The following is an 11,320-nucleotide window of genomic DNA, read 5'->3' as shown; positions in this document are numbered from 1 at the left end:
CTTATCGGCCTACGTAAGACCCGATAACCTTCGGGCAATAAACAGGAACACCGAAGATGCAAAACATTACTACTTCCTGGTTCGTCCAGGGGATGATCAAAGCCACTTCTGATGCGTGGCTAAAAGGCTGGGACGAGCGTAACGGCGGCAACCTGACGCTGCGGCTGGATGAAGCAGACATCGCGCCATTTAGCGCCGACTTTCACGAAAAACCGCGCTATATTGCGCTGAGTCAGCCTATGCCGTTGCTGGCGAATACGTCCTTTATCGTCACCGGCTCGGGTAAATTTTTCCGTAACATTCAGCTCGATCCGGCGGCAAATTTAGGCGTAGTGAAAGTGGACAGCGACGGAGCGGGCTATCACATCCTTTGGGGCCTGACCCACGAAGCGGTACCAACCTCCGAATTGCCGGCTCACTTCCTCTCTCACTGCGAACGTATTAAAGCGACGAACGGCAAAGATCGCGTGATCATGCACTGTCACGCCACCAACCTGATCGCCCTGACCTATGTGCTGGAAAACGACACCGCGCTAATGACGCGCAAACTGTGGGAAGGCAGCACCGAGTGCCTGGTGGTGTTCCCGGATGGCGTCGGCATTTTGCCGTGGATGGTGCCGGGTACGGATGAAATCGGCCAGGCGACCGCGCAGGAAATGCAGAAGTATTCGCTTGTTCTTTGGCCGTTCCATGGCGTGTTCGGCAGCGGCCCCTCCCTCGATGAAGCATTCGGTCTGATCGACACCGCAGAGAAATCAGCAGAAGTTTTAGTCAAAATCTATTCGATGGGCGGTATGAAGCAGACCATCACGCGTGAAGAACTGGTCGCACTCGGCAAACGTTTTGGTGTGACTCCACTGGCAAGCGCACTGGCATTATAAGGAGAATAGTGATGAGCTTTATGTTGGCACTACCCAAAATTAGCCTGCATGGCGCTGGAGCGATTGCCGATATGGTGAACCTCGTGGCGAATAAGCAATGGGGCAAAGCGCTGATCGTTACCGATGGTCAACTGGTGAAGCTGGGCCTGCTGGACAGCCTGTTTGCCGCGCTGGATGAACATCAAATGTCTTACCACCTGTTTGATGAGGTATTCCCAAACCCGACAGAAGAGCTGGTGCAGAAAGGTTTTGCGGCGTATAAGAGCGCAGAATGTGACTACATTATCGCCTTCGGCGGCGGCAGCCCGATCGATACCGCTAAAGCGGTGAAAATCCTGACCGCCAACCCGGGTCCTTCTACCGCATACTCCGGCGTGGGCAAAGTGAAAAATGCCGGCGTTCCGCTGGTCGCCATCAATACCACCGCCGGTACAGCTGCAGAAATGACCAGCAATGCGGTGATTATCGACTCTGCTCGCAAGGTTAAAGAGGTAATCATCGACCCGAACATCATCCCGGATATCGCCGTGGATGATGCCAGCGTCATGCTGGAAATCCCGGCTTCCGTTACCGCCGCAACCGGTATGGACGCCCTGACCCACGCGGTGGAAGCCTATGTTTCCGTCGGCGCGCATCCACTCACTGACGCCAACGCGCTGGAAGCGATTCGCTTAATCAATCTGTGGCTACCGAAAGCGGTCGATGATGGCCACAACCTCGAAGCCCGTGAGCAAATGGCATTTGGTCAGTATCTGGCGGGTATGGCATTTAACAGCGCCGGTCTGGGTCTGGTGCATGCGCTGGCGCACCAGCCGGGCGCAACCCACAACCTGCCGCACGGCGTCTGCAATGCCATCCTGCTGCCAGTAATCGAAAACTTTAACCGCCCAAACGCCGAGGCTCGCTTTGCCCGCGTGGCGCAGGCGATGGGCGTCGATACCCGCGGCATGAGCGATAAAGCGGCAAGCATGGAAGCCATTAACGCCATTCGCGCCCTGAGCAAGCGGGTAGGTATTCCAGCCGGTTTCAGCCAGCTTGGCGTGACCAAAGAAGATATTGAAGGCTGGTTGGATAAAGCATTGGCCGATCCGTGTGCGCCGTGTAACCCACGCACCGCCAGTCGCGATGAAGTCCGCGAGCTATATCTGGAGGCGTTATGATCCGCAAAGCGTTTGTGATGCAGGTGAATGCCGACGCGCACGTTGAGTACCAGCGTCGTCATAATCCCATTTGGCCTGAGCTGGCAGCCGTATTAAAAGAGCACGGCGCACATCACTACGCGATTTATCTTGATCAGGAGCGTAATCTGCTGTTCGCCACCGTTGAGATTGAGTCCGAGGAGCGCTGGAATGCCGTTGCCAGCACCGATGTTTGCCAGCGTTGGTGGAAACATATGCGTGACGTAATGCCAGCCAACCCGGACAACAGCCCGCTCAGCGCAGAGCTAAAAGAGGTGTTCTATCTGCAGTAAGTCGTGTGCCCGGTGGTGCAAGCTTACCGGGCACACGGTTTTATTTTTTGTAGGCCGGATAAGCGATAGCGCCATCCGGCAATTTCAATTCTGCTCAGAAACCAGAATCGCCTGGGTGTCAGGCTCCAGTGCTTTAAAGATATGCGCCCGATCGGCGGGGTAACAAATGTAGTCGCCCTCACCTAACTCTTCCGGCGCTTCCGTCAATCCCACCATCGCCTTACCTTGCGTCACGATAATATGTTCAACCGATCCCGGTGGATGCGGCTGTGAAATACGATCCGCGCCCGGTTGCGTCAGCAGCAGATAGATATCCCGCCGCGCGCCCGGTGGGCAGGCGGCCAGTAAAATGGCCTGGTAGTGGGCCTGTTCCGCCACGACTTTTGTCCCTTCGCCGCGGCGAATCACCTGCGTTTTTTGCTCTTGCGGCTCCAGCAGGCGCGCAAAAGGGATATCCAACGCCACACACAGCGACCAGAGCGTTTCCAGGCTAGGATTGCCATTACCCGCTTCCAACTGTGAGAGCGTCGATTTTGCAATCCCCGCGCGGCGGGCAATCTCTGCCAGTGACAAACCGGTGCGCTGACGTTCACGCACCAGGCTTTTCGCGATCATACTGATGGGCTGGGTCATTCACGACTCCATGTTTTTTATATCGAACGAATCGTTCGACTTGTAAAGCTAAATGGTTGCGTTCATTATAATGGAAATTCGTTCGATATGGCTAAAATGGTATGAAACATTATTTTTTCTGTCTCAAAGGCGACACGCTGAAAGCAATATTTCTCGTCTGTCTGGCCGTCGGCGTTGTCGGCATGTCATATGGCTCGCTGGCGATGGCCTACGGTTTCCCGCTGTGGGTACCGTTTGTGCTTTCTATTACGGTGCTGGCGGGCGCATCCGAGTTTATGTTTATCGGCATCGTCGCCAGCGGCGGTAACCCACTGGCGGCTGCGGCTGCCGGTTTACTGGTGAACGCCCGACACGTACCTTTTGGCGTTACGGTGCGTGACCTGGTAGGCTCTCGTGTCGCCAGCCTCCTCGGCTGCCATATCATGAACGACGAAAGCGTGGTGTTTGGCCTGTCGCAAAAAACGCCGGAACAGCGTAAAGCCGCCTACTGGCTATGCGGTCTGGGCGTCGCCCTATTCTGGCCGATTGGCACGCTGATTGGCGCAGGTGTCGGCAAACTGCTCCCGGCCCCAGAAACCATCGGTCTGGATGCCGTTTTCCCTGCCATTTTGTTGGCCTTAGTGGTCCCGGCCTTTAAAAACCGCACCACGCTGATCCGCGCCTGTAGCGGTGCCGCGCTGTCGCTTGCCGCCATTCCCTTTGCGCCGGTGGGTTTACCGGTTCTGCTCTCACTGTTTGGCTTACTGACGAGGAAAAAATAATGGGCAACATGACGCTGTTTATCGTTGGTATCGCCATGTTATCTCTGGGAACGTATTTAATGCGTTTAGGGGGAGCGAAGCTTGGGAGCCGTTTAGCGTTTTCAGAACGCTCGCAGGCGCTGCTTTCTGATGCCGCAACGGTATTGCTGTTCTCCGTCGCGCTGGCGACTACTTTTTATGAAGGTGAACACTTTGCTGGAATGGCGCGCGTTCTTGGGGTTGGCTTCGCGGTCTTTCTCGCCTGGCGTAAAATGCCGTTGATCGTGGTAATCATTGCTGCGGCCGTGGTGACGGCGCTGTTGAGGATGGCGGGAATACACTAATAATATAACGACCCTGACGAAATATTCATCAGGGTAATCGCCTGTAGCATTGTGTGTTTTACCCCACAAAACCACGCGCTAACTCGGCCTCAAATTGTCACTGCACGCTGACATATTGCCGCTCATCTCTTCATCGTCTCACCGTTAAAATCGTATGAAACAGGTTTTAACGGAGTCTCACCATGGCAGCCCTTACAGCTAACTGCATTGACCTGAATATTCAGGGAAATAGCGTTTATTCTATCCTCAAACAGCTGGCGAATATCGCTTTTGATAACAGCTACGTCAGCGATCGTCATCAGTTTTTGCAAACGCTGCTGCTGCGCGAAAAGCTGCACTCCACCGGCTTTGGTTCGGGCATTGCCGTCCCGCACGGCAAAAGCGCCTGTGTTAAGCAGCCTTTCGTCCTGTTCGCGCGTAAATCAGAAAACGTCGACTGGAAGGCCAGCGACGGCGAAGACGTCAACTGCTGGATTTGCCTCGGCGTGCCGCAAACCGGCGAGGACGATCAGGTCAAAATCATCGGCACCCTGTGCCGCAAAATTATCCATCAGGATTTCATCAACCAGCTGAAACAGGGCGACGTCGGTCAGGTGCTTGCCCTGCTCAATCAGACCTTAACCTCATAAGGAAGCGGCTATGGAGTCATCCTTGCGTTTAGTGGCGATCACCAACTGTCCTGCGGGAATCGCCCACACCTATATGGTGGCGGAAGCGCTGGAGCAAAAAGCGCGTTCGCTTGGCCATACCATTAAAGTCGAAACCCAGGGCTCAAGCGGCGTGGAAAACCGTCTGACCAGTGAAGAGATTGCCGCCGCGGATTACGTGATTCTGGCAACAGGCCGCGGCTTAAGCGGTGAAGACCGCGCGCGCTTCACAGGGAAAAAGGTCTATGAAATCGCCATTTCTCAGGCGCTGAAAAATATCGACCAGATTTTTACGCAGTTGCCTTCACATTCGCAGCTGTTTACCGCAGATAGCGGCGTAAAGCTGGGAAAACAAGATGTGCAACAGGGTAGCGTGATGAGTCACCTGATGGCGGGCGTCTCCGCCGCGCTGCCGTTTGTTATCGGCGGCGGTATTCTGGTCGCCATCGCCAATATGCTGGTGCAGTTCGGTTTGCCCTATACCGACATGTCAAAGGGCGCGCCGTCGTTTACCTGGATCGTCGAATCCATCGGCTATCTGGGCTTCACCTTTATGATCCCCATAATGGGCGCGTACATCGCTTGGTCTATTGCCGATAAACCGGCGTTCGCCCCGGCGTTCCTCGTGTGCTATCTGGCGAACGATAAAGGGCTACTGGGGACGCAATCCGGCGCGGGATTTCTCGGCGCGGTCGTGCTGGGGCTGGCCATCGGCTACTTCGTCTTGTGGTTTCGCAAGGTGCGCCTCGGCAAAGCGCTCCAGCCGCTGCTCGGCTCGATGCTGATCCCGTTTGTCACACTGCTGGTGTTTGGCGTACTGACTTATTACGTCATCGGCCCGGTGATGTCCGATATCATGGGCGGCCTGCTGCACTTCCTGAACACCATTCCGCCATCAATGAAAATGGGCGCAGCCTTTCTCGTCGGCGCGATGCTGGCGTTCGATATGGGCGGGCCAATCAACAAAACCGCGTGGTTCTTCTGTTTCTCGCTGCTGGAAAAACATATCTATGACTGGTACGCCATCGTCGGCGTGGTGGCGCTGATGCCGCCCGTCGCAGCAGGTATCGCTACCTATTTAGCGCCAAAACTGTTTACCCAGCAGGAGAAGGCAGCCGCCAGCAGCGCGATTGTGGTGGGGGCAACCGTCGCCACCGAACCGGCTATTCCTTACGCGCTGGCCGCGCCGCTGCCGATGATTACTGCCAATACGCTCTCCGGCGGTATTACCGGCATGCTGGTGATCGCCTTCGGAATCAAACGGCTCGCGCCGGGGTTAGGTATCTTTGATCCACTGATTGGCCTGATGTCGCCAGTGGGGTCATTTTATCTGGTGCTGGCTATCGGTCTGGCGCTGAACATTTCGTTAATTATCATCCTGAAAGGGTTGTGGCTGAAACGTAAAGCCGCGCAGCAGGAGCTTGCCCATGAACATTGAGTTACTACAGCAGTTATGCGAAGCCAGCGCCGTCAGCGGCGATGAGCAGGAAGTTCGCTCCGTTCTCATTAATGCGCTGGAATCCGGCGTCGATGAAATCACCTTTGACGGCCTCGGCAGTTTTGTCGCCCGCAAAGGTGATCGCGGGCCGAAAGTGGCCATCGTCGGGCACATGGATGAAGTCGGCTTTATGGTGACGCATATCGACGAGGGCGGTTTTATCCGCTTTACCACCATCGGCGGCTGGTGGAACCAGTCGATGCTTAACCATCGGGTCACTGTTCGCACTCGCACGGGGGCTAAAATACCCGGCGTGATCGGCTCCGTTGCGCCACATGCCCTCACGGAGAAACAAAAACAGCAGCCGCTCTCTTTTGATGAGATGTTCATTGATATTGGCGCGAACAGTCGTGAAGAGGTAGAAAAACAGGGAGTTACGGTCGGCGATTTCATCAGTCCGGAGGCCAATTTCGCCCGCTGGGGCGATGATAAAATCGTCGGCAAAGCGTTGGATAACCGCGTCGGCTGCGCCCTGATGGCGGAGCTATTACAGGCAGTGGATAACCCGGAGATCATCCTGTACGGCGTCGGCAGCGTGGAAGAAGAGGTCGGGCTGCGCGGGGCGCAAACCTCGGCGGAGCATATCAAACCCGACGTGGTTATCGTGCTGGATACGGCGGTGGCGGGCGACGTTCCCGGCATTGATAGCATCAAATATCCGCTGAAGCTCGGCGATGGTCCGGGGCTGATGCTGTTTGATAAGCGCTACTTTCCCAATCAGCGACTGGTTGCCGCGTTGAAAGAGAGCGCTAAGCTCAGCGGGGCTCCTTTACAGTTCTGCACCATGAAAACCGGTGCGACGGACGGCGGACGCTATAATGTGATGGGCGGCGGTCGTCCGGTGGCTGCGCTGTGCCTGCCGACCCGCTATCTGCACGCCAATAGCGGTATGATTTCGGCGAAAGATTATGACGCGCTGTTCACTCTGGTCCGCGAGCTGCTGGTCTCGCTGACGGCGGATAACGTTAAAGCCTTCACCGATTTTCGCGAGTCAATCTGATGCTCAGTGAACGCCAGTTGAAAATTGTCGATCTCCTCGAACAGCAGCCGTATTCGTTGGGCGAGTTGGCGCGGCAAACTGGCGTTTCGGGCAGAACCATCCTGCGCGATCTTGACTACCTCAATTTTACGCTCAGCGGTAAGGCCCGCATCCAGCCAGGGGGCAGTGCGGGATATCAGTTGGATATCGTCGACAGGCGCGGTTATTTTCAGCTTCTGCAACGCCATGATAATGATGACCGACTGCTGGCGATATTATTGCTGAACCCTTTTACCCCCCGCCTTCAGCTCGCCTCGACGCTGAATTTACCCGAAACCTGGGTTGCCGACAGGCTGCCGCGTCTCAAACAACGCTATGAGCGCGCCTTTTGTCTTGCCAGCCGCCCAGGCGTCGGTCATTTCATTGATGAACCGGAAGAAAAGCGCATTATCTTGCTGGCGAATCTGCTGAAAAAAGATCCGCTGTTGATTCCGCTGCCGGGTATTACCCGCGACAATATCAACAGGCTCAATGCAGCATGTGAAAACCTTAATGAATTTCCGCTCATCTCGGGAGAGTACCTGGCAAGCCTGGTGCTGGCAGTCTACGCCCTGCGTAATCAGCTCTGCGGATCATGGCCAGAATGTCGGTATGCATCACTGAAAAACGCAGTGGAACAAGGAGGTGTTTACCTGGGTGAGAACGCCTTCAGAACACTGATCGGCCTTCTGGAAATCAGACAACGACAGGCCATGACCATCTCGACCGGGACGGTGACTTCGTTATTAAAAAGTGTTCCCGGCATCGCCGCGCTGAACGTTATCGATAGCCAACTGGTTGATAATATTACCGGCCACCTGCTGAGATGCGTCTCTGCCCCAGTCTGGGTACCGGAACATCGCCAGAGCAGTATGCATAACCTGAAGTCTACCTGGCCTGCCGCCTTCGATTTAAGTCTGCGTTTTATTGCCCTGTTGCGCGAAAAACTGGATATTCCGCTGTTCGATAGCGATCTCATCGGACTTTACTTCGCCTGTGCGCTGGAGCGGCACCAAAACGAGCGTCAGCCGATCATTTTGTTATCCGACCAGAATGCTATCGCCACTGTTAACCAACAGGCCATTGAGAGAGACGTACTGAATTGTCGGGTGATCATTGCGCGAAATACGAGTGAGGTCAGCGCCATCAGTGAAGAAATCACCCCGCTGTTAATCATCAATAATAGCCACTATCTGCTTGATGAATCTCTAAAAAATACATTAACTATCAAAAACATTATCACCGCGGCGGGTACCGAGCAGATAAAACACTTCCTCGCAACGGCCTTTATACGCCAGCAGCCCGAACGATTCTTTTTACAGCAGGGCAGTTTTCATTACGCCAATACGAGTGGCGAAAGCTGGCAGAGCATCATTGGCCGGATCTGCGGTCAGCTTGTGGCACAGGGCCACATCACCGAGGACGAAGCGCTACGCATTTGCGCCCGGGAACATGAAGGTGAAAACCTGATAGTGAATCGTCTGGCGATTCCTCATTGCTGGAGTGAACAGGAGCGTCGCTTTCGTGGTTTCTTTATCATCCTCGCGCACCCTATTTTGGTGAATAACGAACCGGTCAGCCATGTGCTGATCGCCTGTGCCGCTGCCGAAGCGCGACATGAACTAAAAATCTTCAGTTATTTATCCAGCGTGTTGAGCAGCCACCCGGCAGAGATGATTGCAGGGTTGAAAGACTATAAAGCGTTTATCGCATTGCTCGGGCAGTGAATGCCGGAAATGAAAAAAGCGCCTCAAAGGCGCTCTTTCTACAGTACTGAGGTATCTTATTTCAGCAGTTCAGCGGTCATGTGCACGCGGTTACCGGTGTAAGCCTGGGTGATTTTATAATCGCTGGCGCCTGCACGTTCAGCCTGAGCGGCAATGTTTGCTTCAGCGCTTTCCAGTGTAGAACCGGTTGCGGTAACAGTCTGAGCAGCGAATGAACCAAAAGAAGTAGCCAGAGCGATAACTGCGACAAAAGTTTTGATGCTTTTCATGATATAAACCCTTTAACTTAGTTGTTTGAGTAAGGCACCGTGCCTTGATGTGATAAATAATAGGCTGATACTCGAACAACTAAAAGCGGAAGGATTTGCCTGTCTTATTCAAATTATTTGAGAAATAAAATGGCGCTTAATCACGAACAACAATGGTTCGCAGGTAGCAGAAGAAAAGCGCAACCGGCTGGCAGTTGGTTGCTTCGTCAGGGCGAGGCACAAAGTAAAATTCATCTTTTACATCATGGCGTTGCACGTGCGGTGTACCACGCAAACAACGGCGTAGAAAGGGTTAAAGAGTTTTACTTTGCCGGGGAATACTGCTTTCTGTACCTGAACTGGCTGACCAAAACGCCTGCTGATTACAGTCTGCAAATGATTACCGCAGGAGAAACCAGTGAAATTTCTTTGGCTTTGCTGGATGCGCCGGAAAATCAGGATATTAAGACCCAGCTACTGATTCAGCAATTGATCTACAAAGAGAAAAAAGAGCAAATGCTGCTGCTCAATACCCCAGAGCAGCGCTACCGGTATGTACAAACACACTTCCCGGACTGGGAGTCGCAGCTCACTCAGCGCGATCTCGCCAACTATATCGGTATTAATCCCGTTAGCCTGTCTCGTATTCGCCAGCGTCTTAACAAAAGCTAACGCCTTATGTGAATGCGTCGAGTATTGTCCCGCCACTCTGCAACGGTTGGCGCACATTATGAACGCATTTCTTCTCTCTCAGATTCTGGCCGGTATCAGCTTCTTGCTGGATATTTCCGCTTTTCATTTTCAACGCCGGGCCATCACCTTATCTCTGCTCACCACCTCCACTTCCCTGCTCGCTATCCATTTCTATCTTTTGGATCAAGATGCTGCGGCTGGGTTAATGGTCATCGCCGCATGCCGGTACGCGACGGCCATCGTCACGTTTCATCGCTGGGCTATGTGGGGATTTATGCTGGGGTCGCTGATGTGTAGCGTTTATCTTTGGCAAAATCTGTCGAGTATTTTGCCGCTGATGGGAAGCCTGCTGATGACCTTTGCGTCGTTTCAAAAACGCAGCGGGAAATTACGCGGATACACATTGTGCGGCAGCCTGTGTTGGCTACTGAACAATGTGATTGTCGGCTCGCCCGTTGCCGTAATAATGGAACTGGCATTTTCAGGCAGTATCCTGGCCGCCTGGTGGCGTCACTTCGCGATCAGACGCTCCGGATGCGTATAGATCGTCGCCCTGCCTGGTTTGCAAAAACCCACCAGCGTCAGGTTACAGCGCTCGGCAACTTCCACAGCGAGCGTTGTCGCCGCAGAAACGGCAAACAGGATCTCCACGCCGCACATTGCCGACTTCTGCACCATCTCATAGCTGGCGCGGCTGGAGACTAATACCGCACCCTGTTGCCAGGTTTCCCCTTCGAGCGCCCGACGCCCCAGCAGTTTATCCAGCGCGACATGACGCCCAACGTCTTCATGTCCGCCCGCCAGATGACCTGCAGGCTGCACCCATGCCGCCGCGTGCGTGCAGCCTGTCAGTTGACCCACGGGTTGAAAATCATTGAGATGTCGTAAAGCGTTATCAAGATTCGCCAGATCGAATGTCTGGGTAAACGGCAGCGGCTGGACCGGCTTGCCAATATCATTGAGCTGCTCCACGCCGCAAACACCACAACCGGTGCGCCCGGCCAACGCGCGACGACGTTCCTTCAATCCCATAAAACGACGGCTGGACAGCTCAACCTGAACTTCTAATCCGTTGCAGGAAGGAACCACGTCCATCCCGTAAATATCCTGCGGGGACTCAATAATGCCTTCAGAAAGTGAAAAACCCATCGCGAAATGCTCAAGATCTTTCGGTGACGCCATCATCACCACGTGTGAAATTCCGTTATAGACCAGCGCAACAGGCACTTCTTCAGCGACTTCATCAGGCTGAGGATGTTGTAAATCCTCGCGCTTCCAGAGAGTCAATTGGCGCGATCCTGTCGTAGATGTCACATTCTTAATGTTTTCTTGAATAATCTTATTCACTTTCTTTTAACCATATTGGAACACGCGTACCAACATTGTGGTATTCTTTACAAATCCCTCCTGGACGGAGGGA

Annotated in this window: 14 protein-coding genes; 11 read left to right on the top strand and 3 right to left on the bottom strand. The window is 54.0% G+C overall.

The window, feature by feature from the left end; genetic code table 11:
- Nucleotides 1-56 precede the first annotated feature (56 nt).
- From rhaD to rhaM, 3 genes are read left to right on the top strand one after another with little or no spacing between them, the layout of a single operon-like run.
- Entirely contained in the window at nucleotides 57-881 is an 825-nt protein-coding gene (rhaD, locus tag FDX14_RS23310; protein WP_079225718.1) for a rhamnulose-1-phosphate aldolase, read from the top strand.
- Nucleotides 882-892: 11 nt separating this feature from the next.
- Nucleotides 893-2,041 carry a lactaldehyde reductase gene (fucO, locus tag FDX14_RS23305; RefSeq protein WP_079225719.1) on the top strand — a complete coding sequence of 383 codons (1,149 nt, stop codon included), beginning with the start codon at nucleotides 893-895 and terminating at the stop codon, nucleotides 2,039-2,041.
- Complete coding sequence (gene rhaM / locus FDX14_RS23300; protein WP_079225720.1) at nucleotides 2,038-2,352, top strand: L-rhamnose mutarotase; 315 nt, start codon at nucleotides 2,038-2,040, stop codon at nucleotides 2,350-2,352. The genes fucO and rhaM overlap by 4 nt, the downstream gene beginning before the upstream one ends.
- An 84-nt stretch (nucleotides 2,353-2,436) precedes the next feature.
- On the opposite strand, the gene FDX14_RS23295 is transcribed toward rhaM, so the two are convergent.
- Complete coding sequence (locus tag FDX14_RS23295) at nucleotides 2,437-2,985, bottom strand: helix-turn-helix domain-containing protein (RefSeq protein WP_003825255.1); 549 nt, start codon at nucleotides 2,983-2,985, stop codon at nucleotides 2,437-2,439.
- A gap of 101 nt (nucleotides 2,986-3,086) precedes the next feature.
- On the opposite strand from FDX14_RS23295, the gene FDX14_RS23290 reads away from it, so the two are divergent.
- The 6 genes from FDX14_RS23290 to FDX14_RS23265 all read left to right on the top strand — a co-directional run bounded on the left by FDX14_RS23290 (nucleotide 3,087) and on the right by FDX14_RS23265 (nucleotide 8,959).
- The gene (locus tag FDX14_RS23290) at nucleotides 3,087-3,746 is read left to right on the top strand and encodes an AzlC family ABC transporter permease (RefSeq protein WP_137350345.1); all 660 of its coding nucleotides are present in this window, start codon (nucleotides 3,087-3,089) and stop codon (nucleotides 3,744-3,746) included.
- Nucleotides 3,746-4,069 (top strand): AzlD domain-containing protein, encoded by a 324-nt coding sequence (locus FDX14_RS23285; protein ID WP_042313473.1) that lies wholly within the window; start codon nucleotides 3,746-3,748, stop codon nucleotides 4,067-4,069. Before FDX14_RS23290 ends, FDX14_RS23285 begins: the two co-directional genes overlap by 1 nt.
- Nucleotides 4,070-4,251: 182 nt before the next feature.
- Nucleotides 4,252-4,698, top strand: coding sequence for a PTS fructose transporter subunit IIA (locus tag FDX14_RS23280; RefSeq protein ID WP_137350344.1), 447 nt, complete (start codon nucleotides 4,252-4,254; stop codon nucleotides 4,696-4,698).
- Between the two features lie 10 nt (nucleotides 4,699-4,708).
- Nucleotides 4,709-6,154, top strand: a complete 1,446-nt coding sequence (locus tag FDX14_RS23275) for a PTS fructose-like transporter subunit IIBC (RefSeq protein ID WP_137350343.1) — start codon at nucleotides 4,709-4,711, stop codon at nucleotides 6,152-6,154.
- Complete coding sequence (locus FDX14_RS23270) at nucleotides 6,144-7,214, top strand: aminopeptidase (protein ID WP_137350342.1); 1,071 nt, start codon at nucleotides 6,144-6,146, stop codon at nucleotides 7,212-7,214. Before FDX14_RS23275 ends, FDX14_RS23270 begins: the two co-directional genes overlap by 11 nt.
- Nucleotides 7,214-8,959: a putative frv operon regulatory protein gene (locus FDX14_RS23265; RefSeq protein ID WP_137350341.1), complete on the top strand. Its 1,746-nt coding sequence runs from the start codon at nucleotides 7,214-7,216 to the stop codon at nucleotides 8,957-8,959. Before FDX14_RS23270 ends, FDX14_RS23265 begins: the two co-directional genes overlap by 1 nt.
- 56 nt (nucleotides 8,960-9,015) lie before the next feature.
- Here FDX14_RS23265 and FDX14_RS23260 read toward each other — a convergent pair whose 3' ends face one another.
- Nucleotides 9,016-9,228, bottom strand: a complete 213-nt coding sequence (locus tag FDX14_RS23260) for a YdgH/BhsA/McbA family protein (RefSeq protein WP_042313485.1) — start codon at nucleotides 9,226-9,228, stop codon at nucleotides 9,016-9,018.
- Nucleotides 9,229-9,357: 129 nt separating this feature from the next.
- Between FDX14_RS23260 and FDX14_RS23255 the strand changes: the two genes are divergently transcribed.
- The gene (locus FDX14_RS23255) at nucleotides 9,358-9,879 is read left to right on the top strand and encodes a Crp/Fnr family transcriptional regulator (RefSeq protein WP_061382588.1); all 522 of its coding nucleotides are present in this window, start codon (nucleotides 9,358-9,360) and stop codon (nucleotides 9,877-9,879) included.
- A 58-nt stretch (nucleotides 9,880-9,937) separates the two neighbouring features.
- Nucleotides 9,938-10,444, top strand: a complete 507-nt coding sequence (locus tag FDX14_RS23250; RefSeq protein WP_079225725.1) for a YgjV family protein — start codon at nucleotides 9,938-9,940, stop codon at nucleotides 10,442-10,444.
- On the opposite strand, the gene fdhD is transcribed toward FDX14_RS23250, so the two are convergent.
- On the bottom strand, nucleotides 10,411-11,247 hold the full coding sequence (gene fdhD, locus FDX14_RS23245) for a formate dehydrogenase accessory sulfurtransferase FdhD (protein ID WP_072276989.1): 837 nt from the start codon (nucleotides 11,245-11,247) through the stop codon (nucleotides 10,411-10,413). The two genes, FDX14_RS23250 and fdhD, sit on opposite strands and share 34 nt — an antisense overlap.
- Nucleotides 11,248-11,320 lie beyond the last annotated feature (73 nt).

Source organism: Citrobacter sp. wls710 (assembly GCF_005281115.1).
Classification (GTDB): domain Bacteria; phylum Pseudomonadota; class Gammaproteobacteria; order Enterobacterales; family Enterobacteriaceae; genus Citrobacter; species Citrobacter werkmanii.
Note: the sequence above shows the minus strand (reverse complement) of the source record. Positions and strands in the feature narration are given on the sequence as shown.

Coding starts and splice junctions, on each gene's coding strand:
- FDX14_RS23290 (WP_137350345.1), top strand. CDS start 3,087: ATGAAACATTATTTTTTCTGTCTCAAAGGCGACACGCTGAAAGCAATA.
- FDX14_RS23295 (WP_003825255.1), bottom strand. CDS start 2,985: ATGACCCAGCCCATCAGTATGATCGCGAAAAGCCTGGTGCGTGAACGT.
- rhaM (WP_079225720.1), top strand. CDS start 2,038: ATGATCCGCAAAGCGTTTGTGATGCAGGTGAATGCCGACGCGCACGTT.
- rhaD (WP_079225718.1), top strand. CDS start 57: ATGCAAAACATTACTACTTCCTGGTTCGTCCAGGGGATGATCAAAGCC.
- FDX14_RS23275 (WP_137350343.1), top strand. CDS start 4,709: ATGGAGTCATCCTTGCGTTTAGTGGCGATCACCAACTGTCCTGCGGGA.
- FDX14_RS23280 (WP_137350344.1), top strand. CDS start 4,252: ATGGCAGCCCTTACAGCTAACTGCATTGACCTGAATATTCAGGGAAAT.
- fucO (WP_079225719.1), top strand. CDS start 893: ATGAGCTTTATGTTGGCACTACCCAAAATTAGCCTGCATGGCGCTGGA.
- FDX14_RS23260 (WP_042313485.1), bottom strand. CDS start 9,228: ATGAAAAGCATCAAAACTTTTGTCGCAGTTATCGCTCTGGCTACTTCT.
- FDX14_RS23270 (WP_137350342.1), top strand. CDS start 6,144: ATGAACATTGAGTTACTACAGCAGTTATGCGAAGCCAGCGCCGTCAGC.
- FDX14_RS23255 (WP_061382588.1), top strand. CDS start 9,358: ATGGCGCTTAATCACGAACAACAATGGTTCGCAGGTAGCAGAAGAAAA.
- FDX14_RS23285 (WP_042313473.1), top strand. CDS start 3,746: ATGGGCAACATGACGCTGTTTATCGTTGGTATCGCCATGTTATCTCTG.
- FDX14_RS23250 (WP_079225725.1), top strand. CDS start 9,938: ATGAACGCATTTCTTCTCTCTCAGATTCTGGCCGGTATCAGCTTCTTG.
- FDX14_RS23265 (WP_137350341.1), top strand. CDS start 7,214: ATGCTCAGTGAACGCCAGTTGAAAATTGTCGATCTCCTCGAACAGCAG.